The organism is Paenibacillus sp. HW567, from assembly GCF_000374185.1.
In the GTDB taxonomy this organism is placed as follows: Bacteria; Bacillota; Bacilli; order Paenibacillales; family Paenibacillaceae; genus Paenibacillus_AQ.
Genome location: NZ_KB910518.1, coordinates 5529154 through 5549790, shown reverse-complemented (window position 1 = coordinate 5549790; position 20637 = coordinate 5529154). Strand labels below are relative to the sequence as shown.

Here is a 20637-nt window from a genome sequence, read left to right as displayed (position 1 = left end):
CTAAATAAAAATTCACCGCAGCTACAGAATAGCCGAACCGGCATTTTCAGCTCCTCCCAGGGCCATGTTATACTATGCTGAAGTCAGAAGTGTGCTACGCCTGGGCAGCGTCTGGGGGTTAACTAGTTGAAGGAAAGGTGGCGGCGTCTATGTGGAGTGTAATCATACTTGCAGTTGTTATCATTATTGCGGGCGCTGTTATATATGCCGGATTTTTTTTCTATGGAATCGCGGTCAAGCGGGCGCCCAAGGAGTTTATGAGCAAAACCCCTGATCTGAAGGTGGACCCGCCGGTTGCCGGGGCGTCCTGGGGGGAGGGGGCGGAATGGATTGCCAGCCACAGCTTCAGAAATATTGAGCTTACCTCAGATGAGGGGTTGAAGCTGCGAGGCTATTATCTGCCGTCAGACCGCGCTGCCGGACGGACAGCGATTATTGCCCACGGCTATTCCGGGAAAGGCAAGGATATGGGGGCATATGCCAAAATCTATTATGAGAATCTGGGCTACAACGTACTGATTCCCGATGCCAGGGGACATGGCGACAGCAAGGGCGATTATATTGGATTTGGCTGGCCGGAGCGCAAGGATTATTTGCGGTGGATCGGGCACGTTGTGGCGGAGAGCGGACCGGAGGCACAGCTTGTGCTGCATGGGGTATCCATGGGCGCAGCAACGGTGATGATGACAGCAGGTGAAGAGCTTCCGCCGCAGGTAAAAGCGATCGTCGCCGACTGTGGATATACCTCGGTTAAAGCGCAGTTGTCTTATCAGCTATGGCGGATGTACCGTCTGCCCAGCTTTCCTTTTGTCCATAGCGCCAGCCTGGTTACCCGGCTCAAGGCAGGGTATTTCTTCGGGGAAGCTTCAGCGCTGAAGCAGGTGCGCAAAGCCCGGGTGCCTATCCTGTTCATCCATGGGGATGCTGACAGATTCGTGCCTTATGCCATGCTGGATAAGCTGTACAAGGCATGCCGGGGGCCGAAGGAGAAGCTTGTAGTGCAGGGGGCGGGCCACGGACTCGCTTACGACACGAACAAGGCGGAGTATATCGGCAGAGTTAGTGATTTTGTGAGGCGTTATGTACAGTGAGCTTGAAAAACTCCCCTTAAACGTAGACGCGCCCGATATCTGCGATAAAGCAGTTATCGGGCGCTAATATGTTCCACACATGGGGCCGTTCCTTATGATTCAAGAAAGCGGCGAAGCCATGTCTTCTCGTATATTTAATCCCCCGCCGTCCGTGAGAAAAACGGGTGTCTTGGTTCCTTGTTATTTCCAGCAGCCGTGTGGCGAGAATAATCCTTCCAATACGACAAAAGCCCTACCTCTCTTTTGTCCTTGCGGCTCCATGACCGCGCCAGTGCGAATCGGATAACTATGTTCGAATTTAATCTCATAAAAAGGAAGAGTACTGCAAGAAAACGTAAGATTTTGTGTCCAAAATGCCGATACTAAGTAAAAAGTAGTAACTGATCGGCCTGACATCTTCTTGATGGGATAAGTACACGGAAAAACAAATATCTTCTATATTACCACGATGTTTTTGAAAATGCAAATATATAACAAGCTGGGCGGCAAGGCTGGAAACGGGGGACTGATGGATTTATTCGCAGCTTTTTTGAGGAAGCAAATTCGTAATTACATGTTCGGCTCGGTTGTAGCTGTGCTTGCGGTGGGAAGTCTTGTTCTGCTCTCCTCACTGCAAATAAGCAAAGTGGAGTATCTAAGGCTGTCGATAGTGCTGCTGCTTTCCTTTGTAATCATGGTCTTTACGGAGATCAGTATTTTTATCAAGCAAATGAAGCCGCTCCGCGCGGCGCTGAACGAGCAGAAGCCGACACTGGCTATGCTGGAAAAGGCGTATTTGCAAACGCATCGGCTGCCGAAGGTTGCGGTGCATCGTATACTTGGGCCTCATTTGCTGGGACTTTCTCTGCCTGCATTTCTTATGACCGCGTGGCTGATCTGGACTGGACTCGTCAGTTTTCCTTATTACTATTTATTGATTGCGGTTGTCGGGGCTGTTCTGGTGGCCTGCATGCATGCGCTGATTGAATTTTTTCTGACGTGCTCGGCCATTATTCCGCTCATCAAGGAATTTAGAAATCGGGCTTTGGAAATGTACGGTGTCGATTTTTCGCTGGAGGGGCATGTTTTTGTATCTATCCGGCCCAAGTTTCTGGTTAGCTGTATGCTGATCGGCACGTTTCCGCTTTTTCTGTTCATCATGGCAACACAAATCCGGCTGCTGACGCTGAAGAGTGTGCCCGCTTCAGACTTGAATGGTTATTGGGAATGGGCGGGGCTGGTCCTGGTGATCGGTATTTTGTTCTCTTCCGTAGCGGCCTGGCTTCTGACCGCCAGTGTGCAGCATCCCATCAATGAACTGTACCAGGCAATGAACAACGTTAAGGATGGGCGTCTCCTGCAGGTGCAGGATGAATATTCCGATGAATTCTCCAAGCTTGTGGCCGGATTTAATATGATGGTCCGCGGGCTGCAGGCCCGGGAGCAGCAGAACAGGCAATTGCTCGACAGCTATTTCACTACGCTTGCCGTAGCGCTGGACGCCCGTGATCCATATACCGCAGGCCATTCGCTGCGAGTGGCGGAATACTCGGTTATTATCGGGCAATTGGCCGGCCTGGCGGGCCAGAAGCTGGATAATCTGCGCAAGTCGGCCCTGCTGCATGATATCGGCAAAATCGGTGTGCGGGACAGCGTTCTGTTCAAAGAAGAGAATCTGACGGATGAAGAATTCGACCAGATTAAAAGCCACCCGGTTCTGGGAGAAAATATTCTGCGGCAAATCGAGCCGGTGGAGATTATGGCCCCCTACCTTGGCGGTGTGAGATCGCATCATGAACGTTATGACGGCAAAGGATACCCCGACGGCTTAGCGGGAAGGGCTATTCCGCTGTTCGGACGGATCATAGCGGTGGCGGATGCGTATGATGCCATGACCTCAGACCGTCCCTACCGTAAAGGAATAAGCCATGAACGGGCTCTCGAAATTCTGGAACAGGGAAAGGGAACCCAGTGGGACCCTGAGTTTGCCGGCTTGTTCATCGCGTATTTCAGCAAGAGCGGAAAGTCCGGGAAATCTGCTGAATCGGGGTATCCGGGCCGGACGGGGTAATCGTCCTTTATGTGTTTTAACATAGCAGTATCCTAATATTTCTTGCTGAAGCGGATGCTATCCATTTAATAGGAGGTATCCGCTTCGGCTTGCGTGCCTATTTTGTGAACTGCTCCCTAAAACCGACAATTAACGAGTACATTCATTGAAGGATTGAAGACGGACCGTTATAATTAATAAGTCTGGATTTTAACTAAAAAATAAGGGAGATCATTATGAAACGCGCAGATGTGCTGCTGGTTTCCATCGTGCTCATTGCCGCGCTCGCTTTTCTCGTACCGAGATGGTTCTCGAACGATGCTGATAAGGCCGGGCCAGGCAAGAATCTTGTGGCTAATATAACGGTGGACGGCAAGCTGTATAAGACAGTGAAGCTTACAAAGGAAGAACAAACGATTGATATCCGCACGGAACGCGGCTATAACATTCTGAAGGTGCATGATTATGGGATTGAAATGTATGATGCGGACTGCCCCGACAAGGTATGCCTTGGTTTTGGCACGATCAACCGTCCCAAACAGACCATCGTCTGTCTGCCGCACAGGGTGCTAGTGGAGGTTGCCGGCGAGTCGGGGGAGGATGGTATAGATGCCTATGTCCAGTAGTGAATCGGCAAAGGCTTTGAAACGAACGGTGATTGTGGCGATTTTCGCCGCAGTGGCTGTAGTGCTGAGTATTCTGGAGGCCCAAATTCCGCTGGTCGGCGTCGGGCTGATGCCGGGTGCCAAGCTGGGTTTTGCCAACATTATGATTCTGACTTGCATTTTCTTTTTACGCGGACGTGACGCTTTTGTACTGGTGATTCTGAAGACTTTGCTTACCGCATTCCTCCTGGGGACTTTCTCAAGCTTGCTGTTCAGTCTGTTTGGCTCGCTCTTCAGCTTTGTGGTCATGTTCCTGCTGGTGAAATGGGGCGGCAAAAAATTCAGCGTAATCGGAATTAGTATCGCCGGGGGACTGGCCCACAATACCGGACAATTGCTTGCCGCTTCGATAGTATTCAAATCCATGAGTATATTCTACTATCTGCCGATCCTGCTGATTACCGGGATTGTGACGGGGATTGCCGTCGGGTTCGCAGTTCGTTATCTGGTGGCGTCGCTGTCCAAAATATCGCTGTTTGAAGAGTTTTTGGGCTGACGGTTCACATCAGCGGAAGGATGACTAACATGAGTGAAACAAATAAAGAGATAGAAGACGGGGCGGCGCAGGCTGTTATTGCTCTGGATGGAGTTTCGTTCGGCTATGATCCGGAGCATCCTATTCTTCATAATATTACGTTGTCCATCCCGAAGGGACAATGGGTAAGTGTGGTGGGGCCGAACGGCTGCGGCAAGTCTACGCTGGTAAAGCTGATGAACGCTCTGCTGCCCAAAAGCGCTGGAGACATCGTCATTTGCGGCCATATACTTAATGAAGACAACATTGGAACGATCCGGCAACTCATTGGCATGGTGTTCCAGAATCCCGACAATCAGTTCATCGGGGCTACGGTTGAGGAAGATATCTTATTTGGCCTGGAAGGGCTGTGTTTGCCATATGCGGAGATGGAAGAGCGGCTCAGCATCTATTCCGAAAAGCTGGGCATCCGCCATCTGCTGTCCAAGCATCCCGGTGAGCTGTCGGGCGGGCAGAAGCAGCGGGTTGCCATTGCCTCCATTCTTGCCATGAAGCCAGGCATCGTCATCTTTGACGAGGCCTCTTCCATGTTGGATGAGGGGAGCCGCGATGAGCTGCTTGGCATCCTTCAGGATATGCGTGCGGAAGGGCAATACACGATCCTGATGATCACACATGATGCGGACGAAATTCTGGCATCGGATCGTGTGCTTGCCCTGCATGACGGCGGCCTTGCGGCTGATATTACCCCGGGCGAGCTGTTTCGAAATGCGGAGCTTCTGGAGAAGTGCCACCTGCGGGAGCCTTATGCTTGGCGGCTAGCCCGTGAATTGCAGAGCCTGGGAATCAGGGTGGATGTTCCCGCCAGTGAAAAGGAGCTTATAGATACGTTATGGCCATTCAACTAGACCAAGTAAGCTATACCTACGCTGACAAAAGCCTGTGGAGGCAGACAGCGCTGCACGATATTACCCTGGGCATCCCCAAGGGCTCGCTGACCGGGATTGCCGGGGCGACAGGCTCCGGCAAGTCTACGCTGCTGCAACTGTTCAACGGAATTCTGAAGCCGACCCAGGGTGCAGTGAACGTGCTGGATGTTGTCATCCGCGCCGGGGAGAAGTCGCCGAAGCTGCTGCCGCTGCGCCGCCGGGTCGGGCTGGTCTTTCAATTCCCCGAGCAGCAGATGTTCGAGGATACCGTGGAGAAGGATTTAATCTTCGGACCGCTGAATTTCGGCATGAGCCTGGAAGAAGCCAAGGAGCGTGCGCGCAACGCGCTGCTCGATATGGGGCTGGATCTCGCCCTGCTGGACCGCAATCCGTTCCGTTTGAGCGGAGGACAGATGCGCAAAGCGGCCATTGCCTCCGTACTGGCTATGGACCCGGACATCGTCGTGCTGGACGAGCCGACGGCAACGCTGGACCCTGTCAGCCGCGCCGAGCTGATCGCGCAGCTTGAGCGGCTCTGCCGCGAGCGGGGCCGGACGATTATCATCGTCACCCACCGGATGGATGAGCTGCTGCCCTATGCCGACCGCTGGGTTCTGCTGAAGGAGGGCCGGATTGCCTTTCAGGGCAGCGGCGGGGAACTTGCCGCAGACCCGGCCATTCTGGAAGGCTGCGGACTTACGGTGCCTCATTCGCTCCGCTACTGGCGGGCGGTTGCTGACCGCTTCGGTCTGCATGGCGAGAAGCCCCGGCTCACTGCGGAGAGCCTCGCGAAGCTGATCGCCGGCTTATCGCCGGCTGGGGCAGAGCGTTCCGGTGAGCACGAAGAAAAGAGGGATGCCCATGAATGAGCGGCTGCTGCTGGGACGCAGCATTGAGACCGGCTCGTGGGTGCATAAGCTCGATGCCCGGTCCAAGCTAACAGGAATGATGCTGTATGTAGCCGTCATTCTGCTGTCGAACTCGTGGCCGGCGATGGCGCTGCTGGCTGTATTCTCAATTGCGGTGATGGCTTCGACACGCATACCGCTGAAATATTTCATCAAGGCGGCCAAGCCTTTGCGTTATATGATGCTGTTCATTTTCATTGTGCAGCTCCTGTCCGTTAAGGAAGGGGATGCAATATGGTCTGTCGGCTCATTCTCGCTGCATGAGGGCGGCCTGCGTCTGGCAACTTTTTCAGTTATCCGCATGCTGTTCCTGATTACGTTCACGGCACTGCTTACCTTCACGACCACTCCGGGCAAGCTGAATCAGGGTCTAGAGGGTATATTGTCCCCGTTCAAGCGCCTTGGGCTGTCGCCGGACCGGATTACGCTGATGATCAGCATTGCCCTGCGGTTCATTCCGACGATTCTCGATGAAGCGCAGATTATCATGAAAGCCCAGGCCTCAAGGGGAGCGGATCTGAAGGAGCTGCCTTTGAAGGAGAAGGCGAGGATGCTCGTTTCCCTGCTTGTTCCGGTGATTGCGAGCGCGTTCCGGCGGGCTCAGGACCTGATTTACTCGATGGAAGCCAGGGGCTTCCGCATGGATGCCCCGCGCAGCCGGTATCACCGTCCAAGGTGGGGCGGGGCCGATACAGTTTTTGTAGCGATGTTTGTCATCATGGGAGTTGCAGTGGCGTTATTGTGAAATTTTAGGGGGAACTGACAATGGCAAGATATTTTAACGGTAAGGAAATCGAGCTTCTGGCGCCAGCCGGGACGTTTGATATTTTTAAAGAGGTGATTCAGTCCGCTTGTGACGCTGTATATTTTGGCGGCCCGGTACTGAATATGAGAATGATGCGCAAGGGCTATAATCTGTCACATGAAGAAATTATCGAGGCAATTGATATCGCCCATAGCTTGGACAAAAAAGTATATATCACTGTAAACAACCTTTTCAGCGAGGAAGATGTGGAAGAAGCCAGAGAGTACCTGCGTTTTCTTGATGGTGCCCGTCCCGATGCGCTGATTGTTCAGGATATGGCTGTGCTGGAGCTGATCCGGGAGATGGGGCTTACCCTTCACGTTCATGCTTCGGTCATGATGAATGTGCATAATCTGGAGATGATCTACGCGCTGCGCGATTTCGGAGTTACCCGTGTGGTGACCTCGCGGGAGATGGATCTGCAGACGGCAAAGCTGCTGGGGCAAAGAAGCGGGATGGAGCTGGAATATTTCATTCATGGCGATATGTGCTCCGTGCACGGGGCGAACTGCTATTTCAGCTCCCAGGTGTTTGGCATGAGCAGCAACCGGGGCAAATGCATGAAGCCTTGCCGCTGGGATTACCGGATTAAACGGGACGGCTATGTGTTCCCTGCGGAGTACCCGCTCGCCGTGAAGGATATGTTCATGTATGAGCATCTTCCCGAGCTGATCGAGTCAGGCATTACATCTTTCAAAATCGAAGGCCGGATGCGCGACAAGGAATTCATGGTCTCCCTGGTCAACAGCTACGGCGCAGCCCTTGACCGTTATATTGATGATCCGCTGGGTTTTGACCGGACGGTGGACTCCAAAGAGCTGCATAAGAACCGGAAACGTGATTTTTCAACGGCATATGCTTTTGGCAAACCGGGTCTGTCGAACATCAACCGCCGGTATGAGGGTACAGGCAAGTTCTACAGCACAGGCAAAGTATTCAGTACGCCAACTGCAGAACGTGAATTGTCCGAGAAACGTGTGCTGGAGCTGCGTGAACGACTGGCAGAAGCCAAACGTGCGCCGAAGGGCAAGCCGGAGCTGGCAGTCCGGGTCAATAACATGGATCAAGCCCGGTTAGTGCTGGAGATGGGCGTGGATAGCCTGTACCTGCCGGGAGATGTATTTGAGCCGGACCAGCCGTTCACGAAGCAGGACATTAAGGAGCTTGGAGCCATTAAGGGCCAAACGAAGCTGTACCTTGGGATGCCGCGGATGATGACGGAGCTGCATTTTGACCAGTATGACCATCTGCTGAACGGAGAACGCCTGCCGATTGACGGGCTGATGATTACCAACCTTGGAGCCATTCGCCGCTACAGAGGTACAGGATATCCGATGATTGGCGATGTCAATCTGAATGTGTATAACCACCTTGCTGCCGAACTGTATACCGGACTTGGGCTGGAGAAGCTTACGGTCTCGCCGGAGATGACGATGGAGCATTTTGCCGCCTTCACCTCACATTGTGAGCTGCCGCTGGAGGTCGTTGTACATGGTACACCGGCGCTGATGTATATGGAGCATGATCTCTTTGAGAATACCGAGGTTATGGAACCGATTGGCGAAGAGGATAATCTGTATGTCAACAACAGTGTGCTGGTGCTCAAAACCGATAAAGGCGAAAATCCCGTCTACCGTGACCAATTTGGCCGCTGTCACCTGCTGTTCTCCAAAGAGCTCTGTTACCTGCCTATGCTGAGTGAAATGAGCGGATTGGGGATTTCCAGCTTCCGGATTGAAGGTGCGACTTACAGTACAGAAGAGCTGCGTACAATCATTGCCGCGTATCAGGCTGCGATTAACGGTTCGGGTGGGCAAGAGGATCTGCTGGGCGGACTGAAGCCTGTGTATGCGGGGTATACCTTAGGTTCTTTGCAGTTCAATTAATATATTTAAATTTTAAAAGATTAGGTTAGCGCGTATAATAATGGTAAGTGGTAATATGATAAGTTACTATTTTCACAAAGAAATAGGCTGAAAGAGAGGGGACCCATCATGAAGCAACAAGAAACCATCGGAAGAGCAGCGGTTGCCGCCAAAAGAAAACAATACTTCTATCCGTGTACAGCGCACTTTTATCGGGATGCACCGCAATTGGTACGTGGAAGCATGCAATTTATCTATGATGAACATGGCAAGCGGTATACCGACTTTTTCGCCGGAGTCTCCGTCGTTGCCTGTGGTCATTGCAATCCGGTTATTACGGCGCGCACGATAGAGCAGCTTCAGCAGCTCCAGCACACCTCGACGATCTATCTCACACAGCCCAACGTGGATCTGGCGGAACGGCTGGAGGAGGTGCTTCCAGGGAATCTGCGCCGGAGCTTCTTCGTCAACAGCGGCTCTGAGGCCAATGAGGGGGCACTGCTGCTGGCCAGAATGCATACCGGACGCAAAGGCTTTATTGCGCTGGAGAGCGGCCTGCATGGGCGGACCAATCTGACGATGAGTGTAACCGGACTGCAAATGTGGAGAACGGACAACTATCTGGATGAGGATGTAACCTTCATTGAACGTCCTTACCATCCTGAGCTGACCCTGGAAGAAGCTGCTGCGGTTTCCCTGAAGAGCTTGAAGCGGGTGCTGGAAGAGAAGGGGAACACTATCGCGGCAATGATTGTAGAGCCAATTCAGGGAAATGGGGGCATGATTATGCCTGCCCTCACCTATTTCCGCGAGGTTAAAACGCTGCTGGACCAATACGGAGTGCTGCTGATTGCTGACGAGATTCAGACCGGCTACGGACGCACGGGAACAATGTTTGCCATGGAACATTTTGGCGTGGTGCCGGATATCATCAGCATGGCAAAAGCGCTGGGCAACGGGGTTCCGGTAGCCGCTTTTGCGACCACAGATGAAATCGCGGCTTCACTGAACCGTCCTTCCGCTTCGACCTTCGGGGGCAACCCCGTGTCGGCGGCGACGGCACTTGCCGTGCTAGATTATATCCGTGATGAACAGTTGCCGGAGTGTGCGGCTGAGCTTGGGGCACGGCTGAAGAATGGGCTGCTGTCGCTTCAGCAGCAGTTCCCGGGAATGATTGCTGATGTGCGCGGAACCGGGCTGATGCTGGGAGCGGAGCTAACGGCGGCAGACGCAGCCGGAGCGGCAGAACTGACTGATGCTGTGCTGGAAGAGATGAAGGACCGTGGGTATCTGATTGGTAAAAATGGCGTGGGCCGCAATGTACTGGCCTTTCAGCCGCCGCTGGTCGTTACCGCCGGGGATATTGACGGTATGATTGCAGTGCTCCATGAGGTGCTGCTGCAAGCTTCAAGTGAAAAGGAAGAATGATATGGCGATATTGAATGCGGTCAAAACCTCTGCGCTCAAGCTGAAAATGTTCAGTGAGCTGGTGATGTTCTCCCACACGCTGTTTTCCCTGCCTTTCGCCATCATCTCGATGGTATGGGCAGCAGGCGGCTGGCCTTCCGGCCATATGATGCTGTGGGGGCTGATTGCGCTGATTGGCGCGCGTAACGGAGCGAATGCTTTTAACCGTCTGGTTGACCGGACCTTTGACGGTAATAATCCGCGTACAGCACATCGCCATCTGCCGCAGCGGCTGCTTGTGGAAAAAGAAGTCATCCTGTTCATCATCATCAACTATGCTCTGTTTATCTTCGCTTCCGGAATGCTTAATTTGCTCTGCCTGCTGCTGTCTCCTGTGGCCATTGTCCTGATTTCCAGCTACTCTTATACGAAGCGCTTCACCTTTCTCAGCCATTTGTACCTGGGCTTTGTCATCGCTTCGGCACCCATCGGCGCCTGGTTTGCCGTGACGGGGAACATTGCGTTCACTCCGTTCGTGATTGGTACGGTTGTTATGCTCTGGATTGCCGGCTTTGACATTATTTACGGCACCCAGGATATCGACTTTGACCGGCGGAACGGCCTCTGGTCGATCCCGAGCTTCTTCGGGCTGGAGAACGCCCTGCGCATCTCCAAAGGGCTGCATTTCATTATGATTATGCTGCTGCTGTTCCTGTACTTCTGGCGCGATCTGGGCTGGATGTACCTGGTGGGCATCGCCATTGCTACCGTGCTCCTGATGACGGAGCACAAGATCATCAGACCTCATAACCGGCGGATGATGAAGGTGGCTTCTTATAATTTGAATCAAATCATCAGTATGGTGATTTTGCTGTGCACGCTGATTGATTATTTTGTTGTTAGCTAGGGTGTGCGGGGGCGGTTAGGAGAGGCTCCACTCCGGGGAATGTTTGGACTTCCGGCCGCTGTTATGTTTGGATTTCCTGATTTTGTTCCGCTGTCCGCGGTAGAAATCCAAACATAAAGGCGGACGCTACCGCTCCTCCAGTTCCAAAATTCCCCGCAGTGAAGTCCTAACCTGCTTAGCTAACAACAAAAAGACAACATGCCTGCCCAGCAGCTGTGGGCAGGCATGGCGCGGAAAGCTGGCTTCGCGGCTTTCCTGGCGGGGGAGTGCGGCCTTCAAGCAAGGCCGGTTGGCCGAGATTGAAGCGGGGTTGCTTTCCGAAACGGAAAGAAAGCAAGTAAAAAGACAAGCAAGACCAAAGCAAGACCAAAGCAAGACACAATGAGCTAAACATCATAGCTAAACTCACTTACGGGCGCTTCGCTGCGTTCGTTAGTTTAGCCTCCGAATCACCTGAAGACGCAAAAAAGCTCCCGACTGGGAGCTTTTTTGCGTCTTATCGCGTTATTGAGGATAACGCGTAGGCCGATAGCAGGTTTGCTAGTCTCCTCCCCACTAAGCCCCCTTACCGGTCACGCCCGGCAAAATACTGCAGCAGTGTCTCCAGGTCGGCATGTGCCGGGTAGCTGGATAACTGGTCAACAATGGCGGCGGCCTGCGCAAGATAGTCCTGGCTGACGCCTTCGGTGCGGGCGAGAGCATCGCTGCGGTTGATCAGGCTCAGCACATGGGCAACCTCTTCGTCGGAGGAGGCGGGGCCGATTGTACGGATGGCTGGAGCCAGCTCGGGGTCCTGAAGGGCGAACAGGACAGGGAGTGTAACCTGCCCGTGGCGCAGGTCGCTGCCGGCGGGCTTGCCGAGCACATCGGCAGACTGGGTGAAGTCCAGCAAATCATCCTGGATTTGAAAAGACATGCCAAGCGCCTCGCCAAAAGCATAAAGCAGATTAGCAGTCTCCTCTGTGCTGTCGGTGGAAAGTGCGCCTACCCGCAGGCAGGTGGCCATCAGCATTGCCGTTTTGTTGCGTGATTTCTCCAGGTATTGCTCAAATGTAAGGCTGTAGTCGTAGGCATGCTCCATTTGCTGATATTCACCAAGACAAAGCTGGGCGGTAGCTACAGAGGATAAATCGTGAACGTAGCGGTTTTTGTCTCCGGTGTATTTACTGAGCAGCTCAATGATGCGGGCAGACATATAGTTGCCGATATGCACTGCCGATAAGACGCCGGTCTTAGTGTGCAGGGCCGGAGCGCTGCGCCGCAGCTCGGCATCGTCAATAATATCATCATGAATTAATGAGGCCACATGAATAAATTCAGCAGCAGCGGACAATTGCAGAGTTCGGCGGCTTGAGGACTTGCGCCCGAAACGGCTGCCAACAATGACCATGAGCGGACGGAGCCGTTTGCCGCCGGAGCCGGTCAATTCCAGAATACTCTGTGCGAGTTGTGATTTTTTGGGTACATCTCTGTCACGGGCCACAAGATTTTGAATTTCAAGGTTAATTTCATTCAGGTCTATATTTAAGGCTTCATGGAGCTTCATTGTATAGTTCCCACCTGTCAAATGGCTTTGCTTGTGCGGCTTCGCTGCCTGCGCTCTTGAATCAGGAACTGTTCAATCCCAGCCGCCGGGTTTTGTTCCGAGAAGTCTCCATTTGACCGCGCGATTTGCAATTTTTTAATTGAGGGTGCCAAATAGGCAACGAGGTCCAGCTCACGGCATTTCACCGCAAACTGCAGATAAAAGCTGTATAAATAATCTCCATCCAAAATGTTGCGGGTCAGGTCAGGATGATGTGGGACACATTCCATATGGCGTCCAGCCGCCATAGTAAGAATGGTATAAATGCCAAGCAAATGGATTTTGCGGTCATATTCCAGATCATGGCGTTCCAGTACCGAAAGTAGCTGCTCACATTCTGCCGGAGAGAGATGCAACTGAATTCCGGCGATGGGTGACATCTCAGCCTCAAGCAGCCGGAAGGTATCTTCAATGAGTTTTCTGTTCACAAGATTCTCTCCTTCTTGTCGGTTTTGCCGGAAGAAACCATAGCCTTGATTATCCCTACAAAACCATTATTGAAAACAAAAACCAGCTAAATCACCTTGGTAAACAAGGAGAGTAATGTGTCCCAGGGACACATTACTCTTAAGAACAACATATTCAGTTGCAGCAACATAAGAAACACATAAGTCACTGCTATTATAAATTACATGGTGTACAGAACAGTCAACCGCTGAATCGTCAGTCGGTAAACAGATACCATCGCCGCACGAGCGGGATTCGTTTCCACTGCTTTTTCAGCCAAGGAAGAACGTAGTAGTCGAGACCGAACACGCTGCCCGATCCGCCGATGCAGGCAATAGCCGCCCCAACGTACCAGAGCATTTCGGTAGCCGCCATCTTGGTCGACCAGATCATCACGGCCATGGCTATGGTCGCCAGGGAAGAAAGAGCTGTGAACAGACCTACGATAAGCATAACACCAAAGACGATTTCGGCACAGACCATACCGATTTGGAACCATTTTGCCAGGAAGGTATAACTTCCGTCGTTGTTGTAGAACATTAAATCCATGAACCAGTTGGTAATGTCATAGACAAAGCCTGGAACCGGCAAGGCCGATACGGCTTCTTTGGCAGTGGACACCGCCGAAGCTGCGGACTGCGCATCTACCGTTGTTTTAACGGCATCCACGGCAACGCTGGCTGAAGAGGCAGCATCTGTTGCAAATGGAGCAGCAGGGATCAGGAAGATCTTATTCGGATCAACCCAAATCTTTCTCAGCTTATCTATACCTTCATATAACCACATACCACCGAGAAGCATACGGAGCGGAACCAGCCAGAAGTTCGGTGAGCGTTTGGAGAAATAGCCGCCCACAAAGCTCTTGCGGTTTTCAACATGGAAGAACTCGTGCATCATGTAAGTCCATACCTTGTTAAAACCTACCACTTGAGACAGGTAGAACATATTGATAAAATGCTTGGACAGCATAGCCATAAATCCAGTGAGCATAAAGAGCTTGCCTGGAAGACCTACGTTGGCAACGCCGTAGCGGCTGCCGATGGAGACCATCGTACCGTGGAAGCCTGGCTTGTATGCCTTCTTAGCTGTACCGCTAATGTCAGCGGCAATGTTGTTAGCGATGATTGGAGCAGCTTGTTCAGCATTCTCAACCATTTGCGGAACCGGACGGGTCTCACCTTCCGGAATGAAGAAGATGTTGTCCCCTACAACGTACACGTTCTTGTGGTCAACACTTTCCAGATGCTCATTCGTCACGATCCGTTTGCGTCCTTGCTGCTGTACTTCAAGACCGCCGACGATATCGGAGCCTTCCACACCTGCGGTCCAGACAATAGTCTTGGCATCGACGATGTTCTTCTCGCCGAGAGCCACGCTGCCATCGCCAACTTCGGTGATCTTGGCGCCGGTCACGATTTCGACCTTCAGCTTGCGCAGACGCGCCTCAGCCTTCTGAATCAGCTTATCCGGCAGGATTGGCAGAATCTTCGGAGCCATATCGGCCACGATCAGGCGTACTTCAGACGGGTCAATAAAGAATTCCTTGCAGAGCTCTTCACGCTGTTCAGCCATTTCCCCAACCAGCTCGACACCAGTGAAGCCGGCACCGATAATGACAAAGGTTAGCATTGCGCGGCGTACTGCAGGGTTCTTTTCTTTGGCCGCTTGAGTATACATATCGCGAATTTGGCGTTTGAGCGCAACCGCGTCATCGTAGGACCAGAAGGAGAAGGTATTCTCCTCGGCTCCCGGAATGCCGAAGAATGTTGGCTTGCTGCCTGTGCCGATTACCAGGTAATCATAAGCATAAGTAGCTTTGTCGGATTTCAGCTTGTTGCCCTTGAAATCAATGTTGCTGATTTCGTCCAGAACAACATCCACTTTGAGACCCGCAAAAATTTTCTTCAAATCAACTTTGATAGAATCCTCAGGCGCACGGTTCGCTGAAACCTCATGCAGCTCAGTCAAAAGAGTGTGATAAGGATTGCGGTCGATCAGTTTGATTTCTACATCTTTGTTGTTCTTATACTTTTTTGCCAGTTTCTTAGCCGTGAGCACGCCGCCGTAGCCGCCACCCAAAATGACTATTTTCTTCAAGAGAAACTCACCTCATTCGTCTGATTAGCTGCAAAAAGGTAGCGAATGTTATTTCGCGCCTTCGAGGGCTTTTTCTGCCAGTGTAAAGTATTCACCAACGTGGATGGATACGCCGGAAATAGCGTCAGTTTTGCCTTCTGCATCAATGGTTGGGGCAGCGCCTTTATTATCAAGGAAGTATTTCTCGGCCAGGGCGATTTCTTCATGCCATTCAGCGGAAGCGCCGCCGGCTTTCATGCCGTATTTGCCATCTATGGAATATTGCTTTTTGTCATCGCCGGCAGCATTCACGCCGCTGAAGTTAGCAGCTACGATATTGCCGTCCGCAACAGTAATAGCAACAGTGGATTTCCAACCGGATTCTTTGTCCATTTCGCCTTCAGCAGTGTATCCGCCGTCTTTGTAAGGACCAGCTTGTGTAGGACCAGCGGCCAGAGCGGCTTGAGATGCCGTTACGAAATCACTAACGCCTACGGAAACACCGGAGATGGCATCAGTTTTGCCTTCGCCATTTACTACAACTGCTGCAGGGTCTTGTTTTTCAACCAAAAAGGCTTCAGCTTTAGCAGCTTGCTCATGCCATTCGGCTTGGCCGCCGCCTTTGGATACCAGACCGTATTTGCCGTCTTCAGAAACTTTTTTCTTCAGGTCGCCTGCGTTTTTAACGTTGAAAGCGTCCCAGTCAGCTTTAGTGATTTTTCCGCCTTCAACCGTCAGGATTACGAAGGATTCCCAGCCGGTTTTTTCATCAGCAGGAGCTGTGCCGTAGTATGTTCCATCTTGATACTTGCCTGCTTCAGTTGTGCCGGCATCGGATGCTGCAGCAGTTGCGGCAGGTGCAGTGGACTCAGCAGGGGCATTGGTTGCAGCAGCGTTGTTAGAGTTGTTGTTGCCGCATCCGGCGAGCAACGTACCGAGTACCAGAGCGCTCGACAAGATTACAGAAGCTTTTTTCATTTTAAGATGACCTCCAAAAAAATATTTTAAAATATATATATTAAAATGTAAAACATTTTAATAGTAATTGGAAGTGATAAAAATCACTTTATAAATGACATTTATCACTTTTGAATCCGACTAAAGACCCTTTTTGTAGCAGCTACATGACATATATCGGCTGGTGATAAGAAAAAATTTAATAAATCCGTTTCTTCTTCGATGGCATTCTAGCACAAGCGGGACAATAATCATGTGAAAATAATCACTTATCTACGAAGAAATTTATTAACACTTGAATTATATCAAATTTTAAAATATTTAGATATATATTTAGAAGATATTTAGAAGACTATTATGTGACAAAAAATGACTTTATCCTTATGAAATCAAATCGAGTAATGCCGATATAGTCCTATTTCCGATATATGACAAATAGGACTGTGATTCCATGAATTTATTCTACTATTATGATAATATGAATAATGAGTGTTACAATTTTGTAATCTTTATCGGAGGAATGCTATGGAATACCTGAAGATTTTTCTTATAAATTCGGCTTTGCTTATAACTGTCGCTTATCTGGCGAATTTAATATACAAATATACTCTTACGTATGCACCTGTACCGGTAAAAAAGGCGAGCTGGGTGCTGCTGGCAATCTTTGGCGGATGGATAAGTTCATGTTTCGGATACAGGCTGGACGCTCATGTCATCTTTGATTTGCGTTTTGTGCCGTTGATTATCTCTACACTGGCTTTCTCTCAGCCTTTCATTCTTATATTGATCGGAGTCGGCACAGGGCTGACACGGCTTACCTTCGGGATCAACGAAGCGGCTGTCGCCGGCGTTCTAAATTTATCCATTCTGGGCTTTGTATGCGCCGGACTCTGCTTATGGATGCGCCGCTCACCTGCTTCGGTAGTAAATAAAGGGCTAATTGTCATTCTGGTTGTGAATGTGGTGAACGCGGTAAATATCCTTGTATTTGGTGTGATACCTGATCAGGTATACATAATGAAAATTATGCCGACGACTTTCCCGGCAGGGGTGATTCTCAGCATATTGTTTGCGCTTATTATCCGTGATTTTCAACTGGACCTGCAGCGTACCGGACAGGTTGTCAGGGCGAACGAGCTGCTGTCCGCACAGGCGGAGGAGCTGCACAAGAATAAGATCGCATTAGAGGAGCGGGCGAAGCAGCTTATGCTGGCCTCCCAGTTCAAGTCGGAGTTCCTGGCCAATATGTCGCATGAGCTGAGAACGCCGCTGAACAGCATTATTAGCTTATCGCAGATGATTGAAGAAAATGATAACCTGAGCAGCGAGGAAACCACGGAGTATGGAAGGATAATCTACCGTTCGGGCAGCGATCTGCTGTCGTTGATTAATGATATTCTCGATCTGTCCAAAGTGGAAGCGGGCAAGCTTGATGTGGTTCATGAGGAGCTGAGTGTCAGCGAGATACCTGATCTGCTGGCTCAGCAGTTCAATGTGGTGGCCAAGCAGAAGGGGCTGAATTTCAGCATTGCGCTGGAGGATGATGTGCCGGATGTCATTCATTCCGATCCTCAGCGGGTGCAGCAAATTCTCCGCAATCTGCTCTCCAACGCCTTCAAATTTACTGTGAACGGGTTTGTTTCAATAAACGTGCGCACTGCGGAGCGAAAAGAAGCCGAGGTGCTGCGGCGCTGGATTGTTTTTGACGTGCAGGATAGCGGCATCGGAATTGCCGCCGAGAAGCACGCGGTGATCTTTGAGTCCTTTCAGCAGGCGGACAGCACCATCAGCCGCAACTACGGCGGGACGGGGCTTGGTCTGTCCATCAGCAATGATCTGGCCAAGCTGCTTGGCGGATTTATTACTTTATCCAGCGGGGAGGATCAGGGGAGCCTGTTTTCACTATATTTACCTCTCCAGGCATCCGGTCATGAGGCGGTGTGAAGCTCCAATTTTATTTGTGATTTTGGCGTATTGACAGGAGATTGCTGTCGGTTAGAATGAAGCCAAAGCCGCATCGAAGGAGATTTTATACCCCTATGAACATCATAAGAAACAGGCAGCGCGTTGTCCGTCCCAAGGCCGTCCGCAAAACCTCTGTACATCGTAAGAATCTGGAGATTGCAACGTTTGAGGGGATACCGTCAACGATATTTCAGGTGCTGCTTCAAGGGCAGTTTCTGACCGGCTTTCTGCTGTATCTAGGAGCCAGCTCCAGCCAGATCGGTTTTGTACTGGCGCTTACCACTCTGGTTAATGTAGCGCAAATCGGCGTAGCTTTTCTGATTCAGAAGCTGCCGAGCCGCAAATGGGCGATGGTGACGTTTATCGGCCTGCACAGGGTGCTGTGGAGCTCCACCGGGCTGATTCCGTTTATTTTCCCAAAAGAGCACTGGGTCACCGCATTTATCGTTTTGTATACGATTGCTTTTATTGTCAATACGGCGGGCGGTATGCTGTGGAACTCGGTAATCAGCGACCTGGTTCCCGCGCGGGTGAGAGGCCGTTATTTTGGAATCCGCAATACACTCCTGAATGCTCTCGGATCTCTGGTCATGTATGGCGGCGGCGTTGTGCTTGACCGTTATCCCGGGGGACACGGGTTTTTGATTCTGTATATTGTAGTATGGATTTTCGCTTTATCGAATGTTGCTGTATTCTTCTTCTATCCGGATGTGCCCTTTGAGAAATCGGACGAGAAGGATTTTCTGCCGATGCTTAAGAAACCGCTTCACGACAAGCTGTTTATGAAGTCCACGCTGTTTCTTTCGGCCTGGCTGCTGCTGCAGAATTTGAGCGTACCGCTGTACTCTTATGTCATGCTTCAGCTCCTGCACATTAATTATGAGACATTGTCCCTGCTGAACGTGTCCCAGACGATCTTTATGATGTTAAGCTTCTATGTGTGGGGCAATTTGAACGCGAAATACAGCAATAAAAGACTGCTGCTCTGGACGCTGCCGATCATCGCCTTATCCTCGCTTTTCTGGGGGCTGCTCTCCGTGCTGCCGATGCTGCCGGTTCTGTTCGCCGCTCATATTATTTTTGGGATGGGGGTTGGCGGCTTTAACCAGTTGGCCTTCAATTTCATTATTGGAGATACGCCGAAGAAGGAACGCCCGATGTACATGGCGATGTATGCGGCGCTGACAGGGCTTGCGGCATTTTTCGGCCCGCTTATCGGCGGGAAAATCTATGAATGGATCAAAGAGTGGCCGCACTGGACACAGGTGTATGGCATGCAGCTAGTTGTTGGGGTGCTTATGCTTGCCTTGGCGCTGCTGCTGGGCCGCCGAATTCTCAGGGACGACTAATTAAAGGAGACAGGTCAATGACTAGAATCGCCGTAGTTCTAGGGGCAACAGGCCTGGTAGGCCGTGCGCTGACGGAGGATTTGCTGAATGAAGAGGCTTGGGATGAGGTGCGTGTGCTGGTCCGCCGCCCGCTGAAGCTCCAGCATCCCAAGCTGAAGGAAATAATCATTGATTGGGAGCAGCTTGGGCAATATAAGGAGCAGTTTACAGGGGCCTCGGCTGTCTTCTGCTGTCTCGGGACAACGATTAAGAAAGCCGGCTCGCAGGCCCAATTCGAGCGCGTTGATCTGGGATATCCGCTTGCCGCCGCCGAATTGGCCAGAACATGCGGTGTGAAGCAGTTCCTGGCAGTCTCCTCTATGGGGGCCAGTGCCAAATCACGTAATTTCTACTCCCGCACCAAAGGCAAGGTGGAGGAGGGGCTGATGGCTTCCGGCTTTGAGGGGCTGCATCTGTTCCGCCCCTCCCTGCTGCTTGGCGAGCGTGAGGAGCACAGGCTGGGCGAACGGGTGGCTTCAGTGCTGATGAAGGCGCTGGATTTCGCTATGATCGGCAAAGCGGCCAAGTACCGGGCGATTCCCGGTGCCACAGTGGCTAGAGCCATGATGAACATTGCTCTGGCCGAAACCCGCGGTGTGCATATCTACACCAATGACGTTATTCATGTGATTGGAGGAAGCTGACGGCGCAGGTTTGCGTTACACGGAGCTCAGGACGTACAATTAAGACATCAATCATATGTACATAACGGAATGTGTACAGCGATAACAGGAGGAGCAGAATATGAGTAAAAAACAGGTAGCAACTTCAAAAGCACCCGGAGCCATCGGCCCTTACAGCCAGGCAATCGTCGCCGGGAATTGGGTATATACTTCAGGTCAACTGGGACTGAACCCGGAGACTGGAGCATTGGCCGAGGGTGTGGAGGAGCAGGCACGCCAATCGCTTAGCAATGTGAAAGCCATCCTTGAAGAGGCTGGAGCATCCCTTGATCATGTTGTAAAGACGACGGTGTATCTGAAGGATATGAACGATTTCGCAGCGGTAAATGAGGTGTACAGCACCTTCTTTACTGAACCTTATCCTGCCCGCAGCGCTGTTGAGGTTGCTCGTCTGCCCAAGGACGGGCTTGTAGAAATTGAAGCGGTGGCACGTAAGAAATAAGCCTGTTCTTCTG

At 51.4% G+C, this 20637-nt stretch carries 18 protein-coding genes; 14 read left to right on the top strand and 4 right to left on the bottom strand.

What is annotated here, in order from left to right; translation table 11 throughout:
- Positions 1–149: 149 nt before the first annotated feature.
- The 10 genes from B212_RS0124655 (at position 150) to B212_RS0124610 (ending at position 11081) form a co-directional block, all read left to right on the top strand.
- Positions 150–1091 carry an alpha/beta hydrolase gene (locus tag B212_RS0124655; protein ID WP_019913870.1) on the top strand — a complete coding sequence of 314 codons (942 nt, stop codon included), beginning with the start codon at positions 150–152 and terminating at the stop codon, positions 1089–1091.
- A gap of 508 nt (positions 1092–1599) precedes the next feature.
- Entirely contained in the window at positions 1600–3141 is a 1542-nt protein-coding gene (locus tag B212_RS0124650) for an HD domain-containing phosphohydrolase (protein WP_051128333.1), read from the top strand.
- 215 nt (positions 3142–3356) lie between these two features.
- Positions 3357–3746 carry a NusG domain II-containing protein gene (locus tag B212_RS0124645; protein ID WP_019913867.1) on the top strand — a complete coding sequence of 130 codons (390 nt, stop codon included), beginning with the start codon at positions 3357–3359 and terminating at the stop codon, positions 3744–3746.
- Positions 3730–4281, top strand: a complete 552-nt coding sequence (locus tag B212_RS0124640) for a Gx transporter family protein (RefSeq protein ID WP_019913866.1) — start codon at positions 3730–3732, stop codon at positions 4279–4281. Before B212_RS0124645 ends, B212_RS0124640 begins: the two co-directional genes overlap by 17 nt.
- Positions 4282–4310: 29 nt before the next feature.
- Positions 4311–5168: an ATP-binding cassette domain-containing protein gene (locus B212_RS0124635; RefSeq protein WP_019913865.1), complete on the top strand. Its 858-nt coding sequence runs from the start codon at positions 4311–4313 to the stop codon at positions 5166–5168.
- Complete coding sequence (locus B212_RS0124630) at positions 5153–6058, top strand: energy-coupling factor transporter ATPase (RefSeq protein WP_019913864.1); 906 nt, start codon at positions 5153–5155, stop codon at positions 6056–6058. Before B212_RS0124635 ends, B212_RS0124630 begins: the two co-directional genes overlap by 16 nt.
- Positions 6051–6842, top strand: a complete 792-nt coding sequence (locus B212_RS0124625; RefSeq protein ID WP_019913863.1) for an energy-coupling factor transporter transmembrane component T family protein — start codon at positions 6051–6053, stop codon at positions 6840–6842. Before B212_RS0124630 ends, B212_RS0124625 begins: the two co-directional genes overlap by 8 nt.
- 20 nt (positions 6843–6862) lie before the next feature.
- Positions 6863–8788, top strand: a complete 1926-nt coding sequence (locus tag B212_RS0124620; RefSeq protein ID WP_019913862.1) for a peptidase U32 family protein — start codon at positions 6863–6865, stop codon at positions 8786–8788.
- 108 nt (positions 8789–8896) lie between these two features.
- Positions 8897–10195: an aspartate aminotransferase family protein gene (locus B212_RS0124615; RefSeq protein WP_019913861.1), complete on the top strand. Its 1299-nt coding sequence runs from the start codon at positions 8897–8899 to the stop codon at positions 10193–10195.
- Position 10196: 1 nt separating this feature from the next.
- Entirely contained in the window at positions 10197–11081 is an 885-nt protein-coding gene (locus B212_RS0124610; RefSeq protein ID WP_019913860.1) for a UbiA-like polyprenyltransferase, read from the top strand.
- A 565-nt stretch (positions 11082–11646) separates the two neighbouring features.
- On the opposite strand, the gene B212_RS0124605 is transcribed toward B212_RS0124610, so the two are convergent.
- From B212_RS0124605 to B212_RS0124590, 4 genes are all read right to left on the bottom strand, one after another.
- Positions 11647–12627, bottom strand: coding sequence for a polyprenyl synthetase family protein (locus B212_RS0124605; RefSeq protein ID WP_019913859.1), 981 nt, complete (start codon positions 12625–12627; stop codon positions 11647–11649).
- Positions 12628–12644: 17 nt separating this feature from the next.
- On the bottom strand, positions 12645–13094 hold the full coding sequence (locus tag B212_RS0124600; protein ID WP_019913858.1) for a hypothetical protein: 450 nt from the start codon (positions 13092–13094) through the stop codon (positions 12645–12647).
- Between the two features lie 235 nt (positions 13095–13329).
- Positions 13330–15210 carry an FAD-dependent oxidoreductase gene (locus B212_RS0124595; protein WP_019913857.1) on the bottom strand — a complete coding sequence of 627 codons (1881 nt, stop codon included), beginning with the start codon at positions 15208–15210 and terminating at the stop codon, positions 13330–13332.
- Positions 15211–15258: 48 nt separating this feature from the next.
- A complete protein-coding gene (locus B212_RS0124590) occupies positions 15259–16167 on the bottom strand; it encodes a hypothetical protein (protein ID WP_019913856.1) in 909 nt (302 codons plus the stop codon).
- Between the two features lie 504 nt (positions 16168–16671).
- Here B212_RS0124590 and B212_RS0124585 point away from each other — a divergent pair.
- The 4 genes from B212_RS0124585 (at position 16672) to B212_RS0124570 (ending at position 20624) form a co-directional block, all read left to right on the top strand.
- On the top strand, positions 16672–18090 hold the full coding sequence (locus B212_RS0124585; protein WP_019913855.1) for a sensor histidine kinase: 1419 nt from the start codon (positions 16672–16674) through the stop codon (positions 18088–18090).
- 95 nt (positions 18091–18185) lie between these two features.
- Entirely contained in the window at positions 18186–19460 is a 1275-nt protein-coding gene (locus B212_RS0124580) for an MFS transporter (protein WP_019913854.1), read from the top strand.
- A 17-nt stretch (positions 19461–19477) separates the two neighbouring features.
- Positions 19478–20143 carry an oxidoreductase gene (locus B212_RS0124575; protein WP_019913853.1) on the top strand — a complete coding sequence of 222 codons (666 nt, stop codon included), beginning with the start codon at positions 19478–19480 and terminating at the stop codon, positions 20141–20143.
- A gap of 100 nt (positions 20144–20243) precedes the next feature.
- Positions 20244–20624 (top strand): RidA family protein, encoded by a 381-nt coding sequence (locus B212_RS0124570; protein WP_019913852.1) that lies wholly within the window; start codon positions 20244–20246, stop codon positions 20622–20624.
- Positions 20625–20637: the final 13 nt, after the last annotated feature.

Excerpts from the sequence above, each read along its gene's own strand:
- B212_RS0124645 (WP_019913867.1), top strand. The coding sequence starts at position 3,357 with ATGAAACGCGCAGATGTGCTGCTGGTTTCCATCGTGCTCATTGCCGCG.
- B212_RS0124630 (WP_019913864.1), top strand. The coding sequence starts at position 5,153 with ATGGCCATTCAACTAGACCAAGTAAGCTATACCTACGCTGACAAAAGC.
- B212_RS0124620 (WP_019913862.1), top strand. The coding sequence starts at position 6,863 with ATGGCAAGATATTTTAACGGTAAGGAAATCGAGCTTCTGGCGCCAGCC.
- B212_RS0124640 (WP_019913866.1), top strand. The coding sequence starts at position 3,730 with ATGCCTATGTCCAGTAGTGAATCGGCAAAGGCTTTGAAACGAACGGTG.
- B212_RS0124580 (WP_019913854.1), top strand. The coding sequence starts at position 18,186 with ATGAACATCATAAGAAACAGGCAGCGCGTTGTCCGTCCCAAGGCCGTC.
- B212_RS0124635 (WP_019913865.1), top strand. The coding sequence starts at position 4,311 with ATGAGTGAAACAAATAAAGAGATAGAAGACGGGGCGGCGCAGGCTGTT.
- B212_RS0124575 (WP_019913853.1), top strand. The coding sequence starts at position 19,478 with ATGACTAGAATCGCCGTAGTTCTAGGGGCAACAGGCCTGGTAGGCCGT.
- B212_RS0124650 (WP_051128333.1), top strand. The coding sequence starts at position 1,600 with ATGGATTTATTCGCAGCTTTTTTGAGGAAGCAAATTCGTAATTACATG.
- B212_RS0124590 (WP_019913856.1), bottom strand. The coding sequence starts at position 16,167 with ATGAAAAAAGCTTCTGTAATCTTGTCGAGCGCTCTGGTACTCGGTACG.
- B212_RS0124610 (WP_019913860.1), top strand. The coding sequence starts at position 10,197 with ATGGCGATATTGAATGCGGTCAAAACCTCTGCGCTCAAGCTGAAAATG.
- B212_RS0124655 (WP_019913870.1), top strand. The coding sequence starts at position 150 with ATGTGGAGTGTAATCATACTTGCAGTTGTTATCATTATTGCGGGCGCT.
- B212_RS0124605 (WP_019913859.1), bottom strand. The coding sequence starts at position 12,627 with ATGAAGCTCCATGAAGCCTTAAATATAGACCTGAATGAAATTAACCTT.
- B212_RS0124570 (WP_019913852.1), top strand. The coding sequence starts at position 20,244 with ATGAGTAAAAAACAGGTAGCAACTTCAAAAGCACCCGGAGCCATCGGC.
- B212_RS0124615 (WP_019913861.1), top strand. The coding sequence starts at position 8,897 with ATGAAGCAACAAGAAACCATCGGAAGAGCAGCGGTTGCCGCCAAAAGA.
- B212_RS0124625 (WP_019913863.1), top strand. The coding sequence starts at position 6,051 with ATGAATGAGCGGCTGCTGCTGGGACGCAGCATTGAGACCGGCTCGTGG.
- B212_RS0124585 (WP_019913855.1), top strand. The coding sequence starts at position 16,672 with ATGGAATACCTGAAGATTTTTCTTATAAATTCGGCTTTGCTTATAACT.